This is a genomic window from Pedobacter psychrodurus, from assembly GCF_032678585.1.
Lineage (GTDB): Bacteria > Bacteroidota > Bacteroidia > Sphingobacteriales > Sphingobacteriaceae > Pedobacter > Pedobacter psychrodurus_A.
Genome location: NZ_JAVTSN010000010.1, coordinates 106,606 through 126,054, shown reverse-complemented (window position 1 = coordinate 126,054; position 19,449 = coordinate 106,606). Strand labels below are relative to the sequence as shown.

General features: G+C 33.5%; 16 protein-coding genes. 3 read left to right on the top strand and 13 right to left on the bottom strand.

All coding sequences use genetic code 11. The features are described 5' to 3' along the window. Positions 1-51 precede the first annotated feature (51 nt). From R2S57_RS08960 to R2S57_RS08945, 4 genes are all read right to left on the bottom strand, one after another. The gene (locus R2S57_RS08960) at positions 52-1,026 is read right to left on the bottom strand and encodes a glycosyltransferase family 2 protein (protein ID WP_316844706.1); all 975 of its coding nucleotides are present in this window, start codon (positions 1,024-1,026) and stop codon (positions 52-54) included. 12 nt (positions 1,027-1,038) lie between these two features. Next, entirely contained in the window at positions 1,039-2,175 is a 1,137-nt protein-coding gene (locus R2S57_RS08955) for a polysaccharide pyruvyl transferase family protein (RefSeq protein ID WP_316844705.1), read from the bottom strand. Between the two features lie 70 nt (positions 2,176-2,245). Beyond that, the gene (locus R2S57_RS08950; protein ID WP_316844704.1) at positions 2,246-3,157 is read right to left on the bottom strand and encodes a hypothetical protein; all 912 of its coding nucleotides are present in this window, start codon (positions 3,155-3,157) and stop codon (positions 2,246-2,248) included. Between the two features lie 3 nt (positions 3,158-3,160). Beyond that, positions 3,161-4,618, bottom strand: coding sequence for an MBOAT family O-acyltransferase (locus R2S57_RS08945; RefSeq protein WP_316844703.1), 1,458 nt, complete (start codon positions 4,616-4,618; stop codon positions 3,161-3,163). 457 nt (positions 4,619-5,075) lie between these two features. Between R2S57_RS08945 and gmd the strand changes: the two genes are divergently transcribed. Genes gmd through R2S57_RS08930 form a run of 3 tightly spaced genes read left to right on the top strand, consistent with a single transcriptional unit; the run spans position 5,076 to position 7,875 of the window. Next, positions 5,076-6,188: a GDP-mannose 4,6-dehydratase gene (gene gmd / locus R2S57_RS08940; protein WP_316844702.1), complete on the top strand. Its 1,113-nt coding sequence runs from the start codon at positions 5,076-5,078 to the stop codon at positions 6,186-6,188. Between the two features lie 8 nt (positions 6,189-6,196). Further along, the gene (locus R2S57_RS08935; RefSeq protein ID WP_316844701.1) at positions 6,197-6,943 is read left to right on the top strand and encodes a WecB/TagA/CpsF family glycosyltransferase; all 747 of its coding nucleotides are present in this window, start codon (positions 6,197-6,199) and stop codon (positions 6,941-6,943) included. Continuing rightward, positions 6,943-7,875, top strand: coding sequence for a GDP-L-fucose synthase (locus R2S57_RS08930; RefSeq protein ID WP_316844700.1), 933 nt, complete (start codon positions 6,943-6,945; stop codon positions 7,873-7,875). Before R2S57_RS08935 ends, R2S57_RS08930 begins: the two co-directional genes overlap by 1 nt. Before the next feature lie 378 nt (positions 7,876-8,253). On the opposite strand, the gene R2S57_RS08925 is transcribed toward R2S57_RS08930, so the two are convergent. The 9 genes from R2S57_RS08925 to R2S57_RS08885 form a co-directional block, all read right to left on the bottom strand. Then, a complete protein-coding gene (locus R2S57_RS08925) occupies positions 8,254-9,312 on the bottom strand; it encodes an acyltransferase (RefSeq protein WP_316844699.1) in 1,059 nt (352 codons plus the stop codon). After that, positions 9,309-10,613, bottom strand: a complete 1,305-nt coding sequence (locus R2S57_RS08920) for a hypothetical protein (RefSeq protein WP_316844698.1) — start codon at positions 10,611-10,613, stop codon at positions 9,309-9,311. The genes R2S57_RS08925 and R2S57_RS08920 overlap by 4 nt, the downstream gene beginning before the upstream one ends. Further along, positions 10,600-11,637: a glycosyltransferase family 4 protein gene (locus tag R2S57_RS08915; RefSeq protein ID WP_316844697.1), complete on the bottom strand. Its 1,038-nt coding sequence runs from the start codon at positions 11,635-11,637 to the stop codon at positions 10,600-10,602. Before R2S57_RS08915 ends, R2S57_RS08920 begins: the two co-directional genes overlap by 14 nt. Further along, positions 11,634-12,125 (bottom strand): serine acetyltransferase, encoded by a 492-nt coding sequence (locus R2S57_RS08910; RefSeq protein WP_316844696.1) that lies wholly within the window; start codon positions 12,123-12,125, stop codon positions 11,634-11,636. The genes R2S57_RS08915 and R2S57_RS08910 overlap by 4 nt, the downstream gene beginning before the upstream one ends. Beyond that, positions 12,125-13,348 carry an O-antigen ligase family protein gene (locus tag R2S57_RS08905; protein ID WP_316844695.1) on the bottom strand — a complete coding sequence of 408 codons (1,224 nt, stop codon included), beginning with the start codon at positions 13,346-13,348 and terminating at the stop codon, positions 12,125-12,127. Before R2S57_RS08905 ends, R2S57_RS08910 begins: the two co-directional genes overlap by 1 nt. Before the next feature lie 6 nt (positions 13,349-13,354). Further along, positions 13,355-14,512 (bottom strand): hypothetical protein, encoded by a 1,158-nt coding sequence (locus R2S57_RS08900; protein ID WP_316844694.1) that lies wholly within the window; start codon positions 14,510-14,512, stop codon positions 13,355-13,357. A 47-nt stretch (positions 14,513-14,559) separates the two neighbouring features. After that, the gene (locus R2S57_RS08895) at positions 14,560-16,071 is read right to left on the bottom strand and encodes a lipopolysaccharide biosynthesis protein (protein ID WP_316844693.1); all 1,512 of its coding nucleotides are present in this window, start codon (positions 16,069-16,071) and stop codon (positions 14,560-14,562) included. A 127-nt stretch (positions 16,072-16,198) separates the two neighbouring features. Beyond that, a complete protein-coding gene (locus tag R2S57_RS08890) occupies positions 16,199-18,568 on the bottom strand; it encodes a polysaccharide biosynthesis tyrosine autokinase (protein WP_316844692.1) in 2,370 nt (789 codons plus the stop codon). Between the two features lie 23 nt (positions 18,569-18,591). Continuing rightward, positions 18,592-19,374 (bottom strand): polysaccharide biosynthesis/export family protein, encoded by a 783-nt coding sequence (locus R2S57_RS08885; protein ID WP_316844691.1) that lies wholly within the window; start codon positions 19,372-19,374, stop codon positions 18,592-18,594. Between the last annotated feature and the right edge of the window lie 75 nt (positions 19,375-19,449).

The window sequence follows — 19,449 nt, the reverse complement described above, 5'->3', positions numbered from 1 at the left end:
TTATAGTTTGACATTATAATTTTAAACTCGAAGTATAATGAGTTTCTGTCTTCATTTTTTGATAAATCCTTCTAATCTTTTAGCTAAAAATTTTACATTCATTTTAAAACGTTGAGTAAAATCAACCTTAATATTAACTTTATTAAACCATGCATCCACTTCTTTTGGTATTTTAGATTTATGATCCATAAGCACTTTATAAATAATCAAATCTAAATACTTTCTTCGAGATTCGTTATACTCATTCGCTTCAATTAAATATTCTTTTACCTTGCACCTCAGAGTTAACCAATTTCCCATTATCCTTGCAATTTTATCTTTATCTGCTCCCCTTGAGATAGAGTTCTCGATTTGATGGATCTTTGTATTGGGAATGAGATCGTATGCGACCGTGCAACCATTTTTCAGTAGCCTGAAAATTAAATCGTATTCTTGGGAGGATGTTAAATTTTCATTCCATCCACCTGCGTCAGTCAAAGTTTTTTTTCTCCATAGATTTGCACTAGTTATCCCTAATTCAGTAGAGATAAGCCCATACCAGAGATCATTATGGTTTGGAAATTTTACCTGCTGTAGAGTTCCATCTTGGGGAGTCATATTTCTATTCAGAAGTTTAAACCTCAATTTATTGTACACGCTCAGACTAGTTTTTGGTAACTCCTTAACCTGTATGTAACTTCCAAAAACTAAATCGGCCATTTGAGCGTCAATAATTTTCACTTGCGCTAAAAGTTTTTCAGGTAAAATTTCATCGTCAGCATCCAAGAACTGAATCCACTCCCCCGTTGCCTCCCGTAAGCCCTTATTGCGAGCCGCAGGAGCCCCCTTCTTTCGCTCTTGGTAAACCTTAATCTTATCTGGATGTAAACGCTGGTAAGATCTAATTACAGCTAAAGTTTTGTCGATTGAATTATTATCTATAAGCAAAAGCTCCCAATCTGTGAACGATTGGCGGATTACACTTTCAATCGCCCTGCCTACAAAGTCTTCACAATTAAAACATGGAACAATTATTGAGATTTTCATAACCGATTGTTTTTATAAACTAGATTCAGCACTAAAAACATTGTTCAAATTTTCTTTTATCATGGCGGTGTTCTTCGCAACCAAAGTTGAAAATTTATTCATGATCACATTAGTGTTATTGATAGCAAACGAAAATTTATCTCTGTTGATTTCTAAAGTGTCGCTGTTGTAAATTATCACAGAATCTAATCCATTATCCTTGTAAATGCTTGTAATTTTTCGATTGTCAACTTCAGAAACAAATGGCAGAGCTAACGAATTACATTGCATGGCTAACAATAATACATGCAGTCTATTACTTATCACACATTTTGCGCCAGAATAAAGGCTAACAGCCTCATCAAGCAGTAGCTTTTTATCCAAAAACTCAACGTTTGGAAATATTTCGGACAATGCTGCATGAAGACTTAGGCATGCATCACGGTCATACTTCACCTGATACGAAATGACTATCTTTGTAGTTAATGGCATACCTCCTTTAAGCATCTCAATTAGGCTCTCGATTATGGGAGATAAATAGTTTTGATCGTGTAAATCTCCATAAGAATTTGAACGAAAGCTCAAAACGTAATATACACGCATTTCCTTATTCTCTATATTATTTGGTAGGTAGGCCCAGGCTAAATCCGGAGAATATTTCGGATTATGAAACTTATACCGCTGTGCTAAATTCAATGATGACTTATCTCTTACGGAATAGTGATAAAAGGTTCTTGATGTAAGTGATTCCAACCAGCCGTTTAAAGTATCAAATGGCCCGATGGAAAATCCTGTTCTTACAATTTTACAACCAAAAGACTTAAGAATGAACAATTCAACCAGTGTTTTTATTGACCATAATGCTGGTTTTAACCCTTTTCTGCTGGTATGCCCTGGTTGGATAACCAGAAAGATCTCATGTTTATCATTCTTATCTTTTTTCCTAAGCCTTTTAAAAATAGTTTTAAGCAATGAATCCGACGAAACTGAGGATAAATATTGATGAGTACCGCTTGGGCTTATCTCCTTTATAAACCAACTCGGGGTATGACTATCATCTAATATAACATTCCCGTAATCATCCAGAAGATCAACAATTGCCTTATTGATTAATAAGTCCCCTGTATTTTCTATTTGAAGAGCTGGTTTAAAATATATCTCATTTAACATAATGGTATTTTATAAAATTTATTAATTTGGATGAAATTGAAGAGGAATAATAAATCGCCTTGTTTTTATATCAGAGTCCTAAAGTATCCAGTAGCTTTTTATTAAAGATGTTAACACCTTTCTGGTTCAAATGACTATCATCAATAAAAAATTCAGAAGATAAATCCAGTGAATTGTTAAAATTATAGTATTTTCCGTAATGCGATAATAACTGATCAATATCCTTTGTATTATTAAAAGACTTATATCTTAAAGTCGGTATTGGAGCTTGCACAAGAACATATCGAATTTTACGTCTTTTCAATTCATTTATGATATTTTCAAATGCTTTGATCTGAGTTGGTGAAATATCATATTTTCCAGCTGGATATGTATTCCGAAAGGTCGCTGTTTTAAAAGATTCCACAAAACCACCCTTTACATAAGTATCACCACCACCCAAACTATCCGTAGTAACATAATTTTTATTCTTTCCTGTTATCTGGTTATAAAGTGAAAATATTGCGGTATTGTAAACTTTAATTTCATTAACCTTTAGCATTAAACTAAATAAATTCTTATCAAAATTCAAATTTGTTAAAAGGTCTACTGAAGATTCAACCCCGTCCGACCCCAACACTGCAGGGTAAATATCCATTATAACAAATTTCGGTTTTAGAATATTTATGTATTTATTAAACAAAAATTCAGTTTGTATTGGGGTCTGTGCAGAGGTCCCTAAATTAAAAGCACTTAAACCTTTGGCCCGAAATTTTCTAACATCATATCCGCGGTAAGCATGCGAGGAACCCAAAATAAGGACATCTACATTAGTATAATGACTCACTTCTTTCAATCGATTCTGGATGTGTCCACCAAAACTGTATGGTAGGTTTTTATTTATACCTTTTGGCATGAAACTTCCGAAAGCAATAATTAATACTATATAAGTTATAATGGAAATGAGCAAAAAAACGGATAAGTTCAACAAAAATTTTTTCATGATCTAAAATTGAAAGTAAATGAATGCTGTTTCTCCGCTCTGCATAAACATTCCTAAGCAAAAAATTAATACAGAATAAAAAAGTAATCTCATAGGTTTTGGCCAGCTTATTCCCAACTTTTCAAGTGCAAAGTTGTCTTCTCTTCCAAACCACTCTATTGTCATAAAGGCAAAGACCAGTAAAAGACAAAGTAATGACCTATTTAACTCAGGATGACCTGAAGTTGGAAGGCTAAAAAGTGATTTGTTAAATATTCCCTTAATATAACTTAATGCATGTTGAAGATCCTTAGCCCTAAAAAAAATCCACGCAAATACGGTTAATCCAAATGTAATTAACATTTGACAAAATGACTTAACAGATGGTAAAATTTTCCCTTTCGCTACTATTTCCAAATTATCTCTATTGGTCTTAAAGATTATCGAAGGCATTATAAATAAAGCATTTAGAGCACCCCATATTAAAAAAGTCCAATTAGCTCCATGCCAAAAGCCACTAACTAAAAAAATAATGAATGTGTTTCGAACTCTTAAGAAGGTGTTCCCTCTACTTCCACCCAACGGATAGTATAAATAATCACGAAACCAAGATGATAATGAGATATGCCATCTTCTCCAGAACTCAGCTATGTCTCGAGAAAAGTAAGGGAAGGAAAAATTCTTTAGTAATTCAAAGCCAAAGAGCCTTGCTACACCAAGAGCAATATCAGAATATCCGGAGAAATCACCATAAATTTGAAAAGCAAAAAAAATGGCCCCCAAAACTAAAGCACTTCCAGAGTATTCGCCTGAATTATTAAATATCATGTTCGCAAATTCAGCACAACTGTCCGCGATAACCACTTTCTTTAAAAAGCCCCATAAAATTTGTCTTAACCCATTCACTGCCTGAGCATAACTGAATTTACGGGCGTTCTCCATCTGTGGAAGCAAGTGGGTTGCACGTTCGATAGGACCAGCAACTAAAAGCGGGAAAAAGCTAACGAAAAGGGAGTATTGTACAAAATTTGTTGTTGGCGTGATTTTTCTGTTATAAATATCGAAAACATAAGACAAACCATGGAATGTATAAAATGAAATACCCACAGGAAGTATTATTTTCAACGTTACGACGTTAGCCTGAAAACCTGACTTACTCATTAAGTCAGCAAAACTTTCTACGAAAAAATTATAGTACTTGAAATAAGCTAAAAAACCTAGATTAATTACAACGCTCAACAATAACCAGAATTTCCGTTGATATTGACTTTTAGAACTTTGAATGGCAAGCCCTGAATAAAAATCTAATAATGTAGAAAACGCTAATAAAAAAAGAAATCTCCAATCCCAGCAGCTATAAAAAAAATAGCTAGCTGTTAATAATAAAATATTCTGAAATTTTAGCGACTTATTAAAGATAAACCAATAGAGCAGAAATACTATTGGTAAAAAACATGCGAAACTAATAGAGTTAAAAAGCATCTATAATTATTATATCAAATAATGAAACATTCAAATGTTAAGTTATTTTGATTTTATTTCTAGAGATAATACTTGTCAGCGTTTTTATATAAATACTCACAACAACTTTATTATTCCATTAATCTAATCTTGTGACATTGCTCACCCGCACAAATCTATTCCTAATGTTATACGACCATTATTACAATAAAATTTACAATAACAAACCACTATGATTTGTTTATTCACACAAATCATAGTGTAATTTGTACACAAATATAGATATTTAAATAGAAATGAATATATTTGTTAAAAAAATAATAGCTAAAACCTATTAATCTTAACACTAACACTATAAATATTAAGATAATATAAATTTATCATAATTATAACATCACCAAATTAATTTTTTTTTAGAATTATTAGTATCAATCTTAATATATTATTCAAATTTTTAGTTTTTTAAATCTAACATCAAATGAGGAAAGCTCTAATCACTGGTATTACAGGTCAAGATGGCTCTTATCTTGCCGACCTTTTGTTAAAAAAAGGATACGAAGTTCATGGTGTAAAACGTAGAAGTTCATTATTCAATACTGATCGGATTGATCATCTTTACCAGGATCCCCACGAAAGTAATGTTCGTTTTGTATTGCATTACGGCGACCTAAGTGATTCCACAAACTTAATTAGGATCATCCAACAGGTACAACCAGATGAAATTTATAATCTTGGCGCAATGAGCCATGTTCAGGTTAGCTTCGAAACCCCTGAATATACCGCAAATGCAGATGGCATTGGAACGTTACGAATTTTGGAGGCAATTAGAATTCTCGGTTTAGTTGAAAAAACTAAGGTATACCAAGCATCCACATCTGAACTTTACGGGTTAGTGCAGGCCGTTCCACAATCCGAAACTACCCCATTTTATCCACGTTCACCGTATGCAGTAGCAAAAATGTATGCATATTGGATAACAGTGAATTATCGAGAAGCTTATGGTATATTTGCGTGTAATGGGATTTTATTTAATCATGAAAGTCCTTTGCGCGGGGAAACCTTTGTAACAAGAAAAATCACCCGGGGTACGGCAAAAATAGCATTAGGAATGCAAGACAAATTATATCTTGGCAACCTCGATGCTCGTAGAGATTGGGGGCACGCTAAAGATTATGTTGAAGCAATGTGGCTGATTTTACAACAGGAAAAACCGGAAGATTTTGTTATTGCGACTGGTGTGACGACGACAGTTCGTGACTTTATAAAAATGGCCTTTCTGGAAGTTGGAATCTCTTTAGAGTTTAAAGGAACAGGTGTAGAAGAAACCGCAAGCGTAATTTCATGTAGTAACCCAGATTTTCAAATTGAGATAGGGAAAGAAGTTGTAGCGGTCGATAAACGGTACTTTAGGCCTACAGAGGTAGAATTGTTAATTGGGGATCCGAGTAAATGCAAGCAAAAATTAAATTGGGAACCAAAATATGACTTAGCAGCATTGGTTAACGATATGATGAGCTCTGATGTTGAGCATTTTCAAAAAGAAAAGATGCTAAAAGATGCGGGCTACACTGTTAAAAATCAATTTGAATAACATCCTTCATGCTTCAAAAAAAAAGAATTCTCTCTATTGATGTTTCAAGTGGCACTTATAAAGATTTTATAAGTGCCATTATAAATTTGGCTAAAGCAAAAACCTCGTCATACATTTGTGTTGCCAATGTGCATATGCTAATTGAAGCTCATAATTCATCCAGTTTTGCGAGGGTCGTAAACAATGCAGATATTGTGACTCCAGACGGCATGCCCTTGGCAAAATGTTTTAGCTTTATCTATAATCAAAACCAAGTCAGAGTTGATGGGATGAGTCTTCTTCCTTCTTTGTTGTCTGAATGCCAAGGTAAGGGTCTCTCGGTATATTTTTTTGGCGGAGCACAAAGTACCTTAAATGAGACTGAAAAATACCTTAAAAACAAATATCCTGATCTGAAAATAGCAGGCATGCATTCACCTCCATTTAGAGTTCTTACCGAAAAAGAAAAAGAAGAATCTGTTCAAATGATCAATTCATCCAATGCAAATCTGGTTTTCGTGGTGTTAGGTTGCCCGAAACAAGAGATTTGGATGTCGGAAATGAGAGGAAAGGTTTCTTCTGCGATGATAGGAGTTGGAGGGGCGCTACCTGTATTAATAGGACTACAAAAAAGGGCACCTAACTGGATGCAGAAATCAAGTCTAGAATGGCTGTATAGACTATTACAAGAACCAAAAAGATTATTTAAGAGGTATTTTACAACAAACAGCAAGTTTATATACTTGTTAACAAAAGAAAAGTTGAAAAGAAAATAATGAAACAAAACGCAAAGATATATGTGGCAGGACATAATGGGATGGTTGGATCAGCGATAGTCCGAAAATTAAAGACTGAAGGATATGAAAACCTAGTAACCCGCTCATCAAAACAACTTGACTTGAGGAATGAAGCTGCAGTAAAAGATTTTTTTCAATCGGAAAAACCTGAATATGTTTTTCTTGCGGCTGCAAAAGTGGGTGGCATCATGGCTAACAACGTCTATCGTGCCGAGTTTTTATATGAGAATTTAATGATTCAAAACAATGTAATACATTCGTCTTATCTAAATAACGTCAACAAATTAATGTTTTTGGGATCCTCCTGTATTTACCCGAAATATGCCCCTCAGCCGCTTAAAGAAGAATATTTATTGTCAGGCGAGTTGGAGCCTACAAATGAACCCTATGCGATTGCAAAGATCGCTGGAATAAAGATGTGCGATGCATATAGATCTCAATATGGATGTAATTACATTTCGGTTATGCCAACCAACTTATATGGACCAAACGATAATTATGATTTAAGCAACTCTCATGTTTTACCCGCCTTAATCAGAAAATTTATCACAGCAAAAAACAATAACGAATCTACTGCAACAATCTGGGGAACAGGTACTCCTAAAAGGGAATTTTTACATGTTGATGACCTTGCTGACGCCTGTTTTTATTTGATGCAAACATACAATGAACCTGGTTTAGTTAACGTTGGCGTCGGTGACGACATCTCTATTTTAGACCTAGCAAAACTGGTTTCTAAAATTGTAGGATTTACGGGAAACATTGTAACTGACACAAGTAAACCGGATGGAACACCGAGAAAACTAATGGATGTAACAAAATTGAATTCAAAGGGATGGAAAGCCAAAGTAACTTTAGAAGAAGGCATTGAGAATGTATACAGAGATGTTAAAGATAATAATTGGAGCTAGTCCCACTGGCTAAAGTAACTTATCAAAAATCATTAATAAGAATCTTACCTATATCTCAAAATAGCCCTGTTATCCATAAAATATCTAATATGTGTAACAGGGCTTTCTATTTTTTAATCATTCAAGATATACCCGTACATTAAAGAAGCTTAGCATTTGACCAACGATTCAGGAACCATCCTAAAAACAGAACTAAATATAACATCAATGTAATGCTGGCTGTTGCAATGAACTTTAAAAGGATGATGAACATTTTGAAAGACAATCTTCCAGCTCTTTTTCTACAACTCATCCAGCTTTATTGCAGTATCTACGCCACAACCAAGATTCTATATTAGTTCCCGTTTAATAACTTTATTACGGAACGATTAGTAGATGCTATTTTTCGGAGACGCGATGTATTGTTTTAGACTTTATCTTTAAAAAAGGCTTTTCAATCAAACGCCAAGAAAGGAATGCTAGGATATAAGCAAGAGATAATACAACTAAAACATTTGCCGAGTTTCCAAATAGCTTATATTGAACGAAAACCCCAAGTATTAGCCCATGATATATATATACGCCATACGAAATATCATTCCCTTTTAATAACTTTTGTGCTACTCCGGAAAGGGTATACGCAAGAGAAATAGTTGTTATACCTAGTAAAATTTTAAGGCACATATTAAAAAAAATGGTATCAGGTAGTAAATAATTGCATAGCAAGAAAAGAATTACCCAATATATTCCCTTGCCATAAAACAACTTAGATTGGTAAACCTTGAATCTCTGCAAACATATTCCTAATAAAAACAGATAAACATTTGGCAAAAATGTATATCTGGTAATTTTTTGCAATTTAGTTTCGAACTTTAGTTCTAACGGCGAATAATATGCTAAAATAATATAAGCTATAACGATAGATAAAAAAAATAGTCCAGTAATAATTAAAGTTCTGTTCTTTTCTACTCTAGTTGTTTTATATGCAAGAAAATAAATCACCGGTAGAACAAGGTAGAATTGTAGTTCAATTGGAATTGTCCATAAACTACCATTGTAGGAACCAAAGCCGTAACTAGACAAAAAAGCGGGGGTATATATGATACCAACTGATTGGCTGAGGAACCACATCAATCCAGGCCTACTGAAAAAATTAACATGGCCAACAAGAGATATGACAACAACTGTCAAAATGATGCAGACCCAGAGCGCGGGGTAGATTCTTAAGACTCTATTTTTAAAATAATTTTTAAAATCCGTATTTCTCTCCCAAGAGGCAGAGATTAAAAACCCGCTCATCACAAAAAACATTGGAACTCCAGGAAATTTTTCAAGTACCTGAAACCAAAGAGGGAAAGGGATTTTCAGATGTGTAAATGAATGTAAAAAAACAACTTGAGTTGCTGCAAAAATCCTTAATAAATCGAAATTATTAATTCTAAATTCCCTATTAATCATTCGACTTTGTTTAATTTCATAAATAATTTTGTTTGATTGGTATTCTTAATGAACTTATCACACTTTATAAACTTGTTTGACCTGATATTTAAACCTGAACTTTTGCCAGAATGAGGAAGAGATATTGCGGTTTCAAAATTATCAATTGAATTTGAGTCTATTGTTATATTTAAATTCATTACTGACACAGCACTACTATTTAAACATATGCCCGAATATGATTTCCGTTTAGTGAATGATCTAATTGTATTGTTCTTGATAATTCGATCAGAAATAGCTTGTTTAGTCTTAAATATATATATCCCATGCCCATAGGGGTTTATGATTTTATTATCAATAATATTTAATCCTCCAAAAATCCCCTCTGGACTAGGAGTAGGGAAATCAACCATATTATAACCTGTATTGGAGACAGTATTTCCCTTAACAAGCCCAAATGGTCCTTCAATCCCATTCTCTAATACACTATCTATATTATTGTTTGTTATTGAAACATCATTTAAATTACCTCCGTTTAACACCGAGGCAAAAATACCGTTGCAACCCACACCACTTTTAATATTCTGCTCCGCTCTTAAACTTCCACACATCCGAATTTTGTTATTATCTACAATACCCGTAGAAAGGGGGCTTACTTTAAAGAATTCAATACCCTGACCACTGATTTTGTTAATACTATTGTTATAGATTTTAAAACCTGTTAATAGGCCCCTTGCAAAAAAAGCAGAGCCTCCATAAATAAGAGACATAGTATTTTTTGAAAAATTTAAATTTTCAATTTTGGAACTTGATGCGATATAGACCGCCCTGCCTGTTGAGTTTATTAAGGCTAGCGTCGTTGGATAAATTTTAAAAAAAGTATTATTCAATATCTCTATATTTTTCATTGGTGACGCCTCACTTGCTGATACATTAATTGCATTTCCAGTAATGTTGTTGAAATCACAATTTATCACGGAGCTGTTACTTGAACTTAAAAAAACAAATACCCCTTCAAACTTCATATTTGACAGCTTAATAGGAGCCACGGCTTTTAAGGCTCCAACCCCGACAAAAACAGCATCCTGCCCCGTGATTATTATGGCTTTTTTAACATTAAGGTTTCCAGAAATTTTATACTTACCCTTAGGAAAAAATATAGTTGAATTTGCTCTAACAGAATTAAATAATGCATTTAATTGTTCGGTATTATCAATGTTTTCATTGCCAATAACTTTATGTTTCGAAACATCTATTGTTTGGCAATAACCGTAGTGGTGAGCCAAAACCATTAGAACTAAAAATAACTTAATTACTTTCATAAATATTAGCAATTTTTTTCATAATCTCTTTTAAACCAAATTTTTCAATAGCCAAAGACGTTCCACTATCTGATAACTGTTGAATAAGTTGAGGATCTGACATCAATGTGTCTAAGGCCAAAGATAAAGCTTGGACATCCCCGGGAGGAACAAATAGTGCGGTTTCCCTATTTGTTAATACGTCTGGTATTCCGCCAACAGGGGTAGTAACAATTGGAACTCCATACCCCAAAGCATCTAAAATAGCCATCGGCAATCCTTCAGCATAACTAGGAAGGCAAAAAATTTTTGCATTGTTAAATAACAACTCTTTATCCTCACCTACTACCCAGCCAGAAAAGACTACATTACTACTTATGCCCAGTTCCGATACAAGTTCCTTGCCCTTATCTAATTCACCATTTCCTGCTAAAATCAATCGCCAATTGCCATGCTTTTCAGATATAAGGGCAAACGCATTTATCAAGTCTATGAAGCCTTTTCTTTCAGATAACGTTCCTGCGAAAAGTATTGTATTATCGCGCTGATTAATAGGATTTCGACCCTCAACAATATTTGAAGGATTATAAATTACATGAATTGGAAGCCCTTTACCAAATTTATCCTGAATATCATTTTTCCAAGAATCTGTTAACACAATTAGCTGATCACATTTAGTGAATAAATATCGGTAAAGTTGACCAAATTTACCATTTATTGTTGTTTGAATTGAAAACGCATGAAAATGAAGAATAACTTTTTTTCTTAGCAATTTTGCAATCACAAAAAACACCGTCTTCCTAAGGGCAGATACAGGTTCGCTTAAATGAATATGAATTAGTTGCGAATTATTGACATGAAATAAAAATTGCCAGATAGCTCTAAAAAAATATCCAAGCTTTTGGAATACTCCTCTGTCAATTTGTGTTTCAATCCAGTGACAGCTATACTCGTTCCATTCTTGAGTACCACTATATGCATTAATCACCGATGTAACTCCACCGCGTGTTTTGCTTGAAGGGCCCACCACTAATACTTTCTTCATAAACTAACAGTTTTGACGTTAACAACCCTTGCCGGATTGCCGACTACAATCTCATTATCGTTAACATTTTTCACCAGCACAGAGCCAGCCCCTATATCTACATTATTACCAACGAAAATTTCCCCAATAATACATGTATTAGCACCGATGTTGACATCGTTTCCTATTACAGGCGATTTCCCCCCGTCTCTCTTATTACCAATTGTGCTGTTTTGTCGTACAGTGACCCTTTTACCAATCACTGTTCCCTCATTTATCACTAAGCCTTGTCCATGAAAGACATTGAAACCGAAGCCAATTTGTGTTTTGTCAGATATATCAATCCCTAAGCACCATTGAACAATAATTGTATAGAAAATTCGAACGAAAAATAATAAATACCTTAAAATTTTATGTTTATAAATACCTGAGCTTATCCTAAAACAGATTATAAAAATCCTTCCTTTAGTATTGCCTTTTAAAAATTTCAATTCTCTAATCAACTCCATTATTTAGTAATATTTATTTGTTCAGCCGTTAGATTGTCTCGTTTTACATAAAGTAATGCAAATACCATTGCTAAGATAATTTCCATAATAGAAGAAATCACCCCGCCTTGAACTAATTGATAAAAAAAATAAGAAATACTAAAACTAAAGCATAGATCTCGGTCCGGGGACTTGCTATAGAAAGACTTCTTAATGATTAAAAACATATATGATATAAATAGTATAAAACCTATTAATCCATCTTTAACCAACGCAGTCAAAAATCCATTATGAGTATAAATTTTAAGACCAATTAACGATTGCATGTTCAGCATAAAGTTTTCAAGACCTATACCGAAAAGCATCTCCCAAAAAGAGAGATTTGACCAAATATGAAGTGCAGCGAGCTGAAAAACCAAGCGCCCAGATCCAATATCAGACTCCTCATTCCCTGTAGAAAACTGTTGTTGATCCAAAATTCTGTTTCGTAAAACCTCATCCGTACTAAATAAAAAGGCTACTACTAGCCCTACTGCAATTAAAATAGCAATATAAATTGGACTATGTTTCAATTTAAAGTTCTTGAAGAAGAGATATAATGAACCAGTAATCAGAGTTAAATATCCCGTCCTAACATAAGTTTTATATATAACATAAAGTCCAATAACGATAGCAAAGTAAATTACATATTTCGAAATATTGATATTAGCCAAATCGGACTTCACATAAAAACTGTAGTAAATGAGGATTAGAATACAAAAACTTAATGTAATACTGGCACTATGAGAATTTTCGAAAACACCAATAAATCCCGAAGAATCCTCAGCTCCAAAGATGCTAAGCCTGTATCCAGATTTAATAGGGCTTAATACCTTCAATAAAAAAGGTACGCTAGCATAAATTAATATCAAAGAAAATACAATCAAATATCTACGGAGTTTTTCTAATGTAAAGAACCTACTCATGTATAAGATAACCAGGGGAAAGGTTAATGATTTAATAACATCTAGCATCACTGACCCCAGATTATTAAGACCAAAAGAAAATAAAGGTTTAACGGCTATAAGGAACCCAATATTTGATAGTGCGTTTCCTTTTAACTTCCTCTTTATTAGTTTTGAAACCATATACAAGTAGATCAAACCTATCGTAACAAAAGAAACTTTTACTCCTCCGGCAGATAAAGGCTGTATATAAAGAATAAAGAAGATTATTACAAACAACAAAATTGATTTGATCTTCATATATGATTATTTTTTGAGGCCCACAATCTTGTCAAACTCATATTTTATGTCATATTGATCATTATTCAGCTTAAGTCTCTTTGTATAATCTTGCTCAAAAAAGCTTAAAATATCTACACTATTATTCTCATTAATCTTATACTCAAATATAGGCCGATCGGAGGCAACATAGTCTACAAGTTTACTTGTTAAAAGGTGGTCCGTACCTGATATAATGTTTAGCAGAAAATCTGATTTCTTTAATACAGTTATCACATCATACCGATCAAGGTCATAATATACCCTTACTTTATCACCTAAAATGTTTTTTATCTCTTCAACAACCTGAACACTTTCGACATTACTGCTAATTGTGCATATTACAAATATGAAATCTTGCCTAATGTGCGTTTTAATAAATTCCATTAGTACCTTAGGATTTCTCATCTCCTTATAAAGAATCCCTGTGTACGCAAAGATAATTCGTCCTCTGTCTTCAAGATCAAATGCCCTGTTACTTATTTTTAAGTTATCAAAGTTCATACAATGATTGACAACTTTAATCTTATTTTCTTCAACTAACGGTAAAAATGCATGAATAGATCTAATATTAGGAACGATCAAATAATCAAAATACGTCAGCACTTTTTTTTCAGTCTCAACAAAGCGCTCCAGTGGTTTATTCGAAGCGGTTGAAAATGGATCGCCATAGTCAGCAAATTTCACAGCTTTTTGTAATGAAGGATTAATCTCAATTGCTTTGGCAACGCCTTTATGAACATGAAAGGGAAGACCAATTGACACAATACTCTCATAAACAGTTACATTTAATTTAAGTGCACTAAAAATTTGATTAGAGAATTTAACGAGATAGTGTGTTTCAGGAAAAAAAAATTTGTATAAATTCATTAGGCCTCCCTTAAATGAATCAAGAATGCCTTTTCCTTTATTCTCCTTCTGTGCTCCAGTAAAAGCAGGGTATTCCGTTTCACCGAGGAAGCTAATTGTTATCTTATCAGGATTTCTAAATTCAGATAATAAATTAGCAAATTTGTTTTTTTTGGGGAGAATTAAGTCTACGTTATAGCCCCTTCTCGTATACTCATTAACAAATTCGAAACATCTAAATCCACGTGGCGTCGATTCAGGATAACAATAATAAGATACAATTAGAACTCTATTCATATAAATTAAACATTTTACGGTTATATACTCAGGCTTACGTGCATAAACTACTTCCTTTTCAAAAGCGAAGAAGAGATTGATTCCTTTTCACTCCGAGATAATAAAAGGAATGATATTGCTGCCAACAACAAAAACAAGAATCCACAATGAAACACTATACCACCCCAATTTTTAATCTCTACATATGATTTGTAGACAAACATCAAACCAATTGAAATAAGCATAATTAAAATTGAAGAGATTGATGATCTAAAAAAAGTTATTTTAGGCACCCCCATGTTCATTGCTGTATATATAGGCATAAATAAAAAATTTTTCATTGTTAGAACAACTGCACTTGCAATAGCAATCCCATAAAGTTTAAGATTTGTAAACCTTATTAAAGAAATGGCAAGAAGAAGATTAATTATTCCCATCACACAAGTGAATATTCCTGGCACTCTTACCTTGTTATATGCGCGGTTAATTGAAAAGAGAGGTAATACCCCCAAATTTAATGGCAAGGGAATAAGCATAATGATAAACAACCAATACATTTCACCGATTCCCTTACCTACCCATACTGTAAGAAGAGGTTTTGATACAATACATAATACCCCTACTCCACAAGAGATAAATAATGTCAGTAATTTGTTTGACAATAACGTCAGTCTAATCATTTCTTGCTTTTTTTTCTGGGCATATAGATTAAGGACGAGTGGAGCTAATGCTCCAGAGAGTGTAATCGCAAATGTTCTTACCATGGTGCTCCATTGCAATAAAACTCCATATTGACCCGCGGCATGATTTCCTAACATCTTGTTTGCAACCAACAGGTCTATTTGCAAGAATAATATAGTCCCTAATTGAATGACAACCAGCCAACCACCCATAGAAAGTAAATCCTTTAAAATGGTATTATCAAAAGACTTAAAAGTTAGGCTTATAAAAGGGGTATATTTTCTGAAAAGGTAGTAACTATAAGCAGCAGAGATTAAACTCCCAGCCAAAAATGAGATACCATAACCAAGTAATGAAATTTTAAAAGCGAAGAAAATGAGAAAAATAAATATCAAGCGAACATAGGTATTTATTACAGTCACACGATTCACTAAATCCAATCTATTTGCAACATAGGCGGATGAATTAAATAGCGAAGAGAAGCATGTTAGTGCAAACGAAACGGTTACGCAAATAAAAAGCAGATTTGAATCTCCAATTAATTCGTTAGGGATTGAAATAAGGGACGAAATATTCAATGACCCATAGATCATAATAGGTAGTAGACAAACAACCAAAACCGACATTGCTACATAAGAGGTGTTAAAGGTTCGTGAAGCCTTGTCAAAGTTTTTTTCGGCAATGTCAATTGCTAAATACCTTGAAAGTGAGCCGTTAATAGCAACTGTAACTAACGCTGCATAGCCAACAATAGCTGTCGATAAAGGAATTATACCATATGCACCTATTCCAAGTTTACGAATTAAAAAAGGCGGTAGCCAAAAGCTTATTATACCATTAAGAAGAAACAATACAATATTAGACGTTAGATTTTTTCTAAGTGCTCCGTTATTATTCATTTATTTTAGAATATCGATTTGGCATTAGAGCTGTGAGTCAAACAACAGTATCTAAAAGCCGTTAATAATAGTATTTATACAGATTATCTAGACAGCAACAATAATTATATGATCTATTGAGAAAAATTTACTTTTTAAACAAACGTTTCCAGATACTTTTACTTTTGTTGTCAGTTAAACCATAACTTCCGTAGCCATAACCATAACCATAACCATAGCCATAACCATAGCCATAACCATAGGATCCAGTTGCTTGTATATCGTTTACAACTATCCCAAGTTTCTTCATTTTTTTATTTAAACTTAGATCATTGACTATGTTTAATTGTGTCTTCGATGTATATTTTTGACGCACGAGGTATAAACATATATCAGAATAAGTGTCTAGTAATTGAGCATCTGTCACAACACCGATTGGTGGAGCATCAATAATGATGTAATCAAATTGGGATTTTAACTCCTCGAAAAGTTGTTTTGTCCGAGGATTCAATAGCATTTCTGTTGGATTAGGCGGAATTGGACCAGAGGTCAAAATAAATAAATTTTCTTGAAAGGCAAGATTTTTAATTATATCGCTACTTTTAACCTCTTTATTGATAATGAAATTTGTAAATCCTAAGTTATTAGGGATACTTAATTTCGGTGACAAACCGGGCTTTCGTAAATCCAACTCCATCAATAATACTCGTTTCCCTGCAACTGCGAGAATATTACCCAAATTTATAGCGACAAAAGATTTACCTTCTCCTGAAATACTTGATGTCAATAATATTACCTTTTCGGAGGAGTCATTAAGATAAAATGAAAGATTTGTTCGCATTGCCCGAAATTGCTCAGCGATGGCGGATCGCGAACTATTTGCAATGACTAGATTATCAGGTTCTTCATTATGACTGATTTCTCCTAGAATTGGTACACTCGTAGCTCTTGTAACATCCTCTTTTGTATTGATTCTGGTGTTTAAAAAGTCTAAAATAATAATTGTTGAAACTGGAAGTAATAGTCCAACTACCAAGCCGATTAAGATTATAATAGATCTTTTTGGGCTAAAAGGGCTAAACTCTGATTTTGGAGGATCAATAGTTTTGGAGTTGGAAATAGTAGACGTCTTTGAGATTGCAGTTTCCTCACTTTTTTGCATTAAATAAATATACAGTTCTTGCTTTATTTGTTGTTGCCTAGCTAAATTCAGGTAATTACGCTCCGTTTCAGGTACTTTTTTGACCTCACTTTCTGCAGAGTTCATTTGTTTCGTCAAACTATTTTTGGTGATAGTTAACGCATTTTTTGTACTTGCCAAATTAGCCAACATATCTTTTCGAAGATTGGCAATTTGTTGATCTAAGTTGACTATTTGCGGGTTGGTTTCCGTCACCCCCAGTAACCTTCTATCTCTTTCCAATAAAAGAGTGTTATATTTCTCAATAAGACTTGTAAAGACTAAATCAGAGGGCAGTAATGAGCTCGGTAAAACTCGTTTAGAATCATCATTTAGATAACTCTGCAAACTATTTAAAATACTTAACTGAGTTTCTGTATTCGCTAACTGACTTACAAATTGCGTCGTATTCTGAACAAGCAATTTGGATTGTTCGGTCATGTCAGCTAGATTATTTTTTTGCTTAAAACCTTGAATATCACCCTCTAAATCCCCTAATTCGCTACTAATGTAAGCCAATCTATTTTTTATAAATTTGATGGTACTATCTGCAATTTCATTCTTGTCCTTCAAATTGCTTTCTACATATTTCTGTATTAACTTATTTAGAATGTCTTCTCCCTTTTTAGGTATGGGATGATTTATAGTTAAATCTATTATTGTTACCAATTTATTGTTTACTGCAACATTAAGATCACTCATTAAGCTACCTACCTTTTCATCGATAGACACTATAGTAAAACCATATTTCTGGTCTTTAAATGATTGACCTGGATTTCTTGATATAGTAAAAGTTCCCATTCTACGGATATTAATGGGTTTATCAAATGAAATTACTGTATCAATGTCATCACTGGAAAGAGACAATTTACCGTTATGGAGTAATGTTAGATCTATTTTGGCCTTACGAATACTGTCCGCCGGTACAATTAGATTAACTGAAAATGGGCTTTTATACTGTTCTACATCCTTCACATTGCCCCGCTGATAGTATGTTATGTTCAAATTCATGTCCCGAACAACCTGCTCCATCAGAAATCTTGTCTTCAGAATCTGTACTTCATTGTCAACAGTACTTTTAACTCCTAACAATCCACTAAGATCTCCTAGCATTGCACTACCGTCGGGCAGCCCTCCACCCTTTTTATCATCATTCACGAGTAACTTTGCAGAAATCAAATAAATAGGGGTTTGATACCTAATGTATGTATAAGCGACACCTAAACAGAAAATTAACGAAAGCAAAATCCAGGGCCATTTACCCAACACTTTAGCAAACATTAGCATTAAATCAATCCCATCTTCGTCTTCGTGAGTATTATTTACAACTGTATTCATTTATATTCTTAAGTGTGTTAAAATTAGAAAACTCTTGATATTAAAACTATTGCAACTGAAAGCGCTGATCCAATGATTGCAAATGTTTGAGTACGAGCCGCATTATTTGCTGCGACACGAGCTTTATTAGGTTCGACATAAATCACATCGTTTTGCTTTAAATAAAAATATGAAGATTTAAATAACATCTCTGAGTTCAAATTTAATCTTGCAAATTCCTTTTTACCATTGACCTCACGAATTAATAGTATATTCTCTCTTTTCCCATAAATTGTCAGATCGCCTGCTAATCCTATGGCGTCGAGAACACTAACTTTTTCGTTTGGCAAAGTATAAGCTGCAGGCCTCGCGACCTCTCCTAAAACAGTTACCTTGAAGTTAGCAAAGCGGACTTGTACAGTCGGGTTCTTAAATAATTCTTTAGCTCTTGACCGAATAGTATCTCGTGCTTCAAATGTGGTAAGGCCTGCTAATTTTATCTTTCCGATGACGGCTAATTCAATTTCTCCCTTTTTATCCACTAAATACCCTGACACTTGTTGTTGACCAACCGTAGTTACAGAACTAACCTGATTAACCACCCCAGTATTTTCTGGATCACCTGTAAATATTGAGATTGATAGTATATCATCAACTTGTATTTTAGGATCTGAATAATCTGCAGTACTTTCTAAAACCGATTTGCCTGCCAATGATACATCTTGAAAATATGGCACATTTTTGGTGGATACACATGATGAAATTAAGACAACTAATAATATAATGACAGATATATTAATTTGTTTAATTGTAATTTTTCTATTCATAAAGCGGGGATATATTTATTGATTTGCAGGCAAATATATCAGTTTAACTTATATATTTTACCATTTTTGTATATA

Excerpts from the sequence above, each read along its gene's own strand:
- R2S57_RS08945 (WP_316844703.1), bottom strand. The coding sequence starts at position 4,618 with ATGCTTTTTAACTCTATTAGTTTCGCATGTTTTTTACCAATAGTATTT.
- gmd (WP_316844702.1), top strand. The coding sequence starts at position 5,076 with ATGAGGAAAGCTCTAATCACTGGTATTACAGGTCAAGATGGCTCTTAT.
- R2S57_RS08950 (WP_316844704.1), bottom strand. The coding sequence starts at position 3,157 with ATGAAAAAATTTTTGTTGAACTTATCCGTTTTTTTGCTCATTTCCATT.
- R2S57_RS08915 (WP_316844697.1), bottom strand. The coding sequence starts at position 11,637 with ATGAAGAAAGTATTAGTGGTGGGCCCTTCAAGCAAAACACGCGGTGGA.
- R2S57_RS08955 (WP_316844705.1), bottom strand. The coding sequence starts at position 2,175 with ATGTTAAATGAGATATATTTTAAACCAGCTCTTCAAATAGAAAATACA.
- R2S57_RS08900 (WP_316844694.1), bottom strand. The coding sequence starts at position 14,512 with ATGAATAGAGTTCTAATTGTATCTTATTATTGTTATCCTGAATCGACG.
- R2S57_RS08885 (WP_316844691.1), bottom strand. The coding sequence starts at position 19,374 with ATGAATAGAAAAATTACAATTAAACAAATTAATATATCTGTCATTATA.
- R2S57_RS08930 (WP_316844700.1), top strand. The coding sequence starts at position 6,943 with ATGAAACAAAACGCAAAGATATATGTGGCAGGACATAATGGGATGGTT.
- R2S57_RS08925 (WP_316844699.1), bottom strand. The coding sequence starts at position 9,312 with ATGATTAATAGGGAATTTAGAATTAATAATTTCGATTTATTAAGGATT.
- R2S57_RS08935 (WP_316844701.1), top strand. The coding sequence starts at position 6,197 with ATGCTTCAAAAAAAAAGAATTCTCTCTATTGATGTTTCAAGTGGCACT.
- R2S57_RS08895 (WP_316844693.1), bottom strand. The coding sequence starts at position 16,071 with ATGAATAATAACGGAGCACTTAGAAAAAATCTAACGTCTAATATTGTA.
- R2S57_RS08905 (WP_316844695.1), bottom strand. The coding sequence starts at position 13,348 with ATGAAGATCAAATCAATTTTGTTGTTTGTAATAATCTTCTTTATTCTT.
- R2S57_RS08960 (WP_316844706.1), bottom strand. The coding sequence starts at position 1,026 with ATGAAAATCTCAATAATTGTTCCATGTTTTAATTGTGAAGACTTTGTA.
- R2S57_RS08910 (WP_316844696.1), bottom strand. The coding sequence starts at position 12,125 with ATGGAGTTGATTAGAGAATTGAAATTTTTAAAAGGCAATACTAAAGGA.
- R2S57_RS08920 (WP_316844698.1), bottom strand. The coding sequence starts at position 10,613 with ATGAAAGTAATTAAGTTATTTTTAGTTCTAATGGTTTTGGCTCACCAC.
- R2S57_RS08890 (WP_316844692.1), bottom strand. The coding sequence starts at position 18,568 with ATGAATACAGTTGTAAATAATACTCACGAAGACGAAGATGGGATTGAT.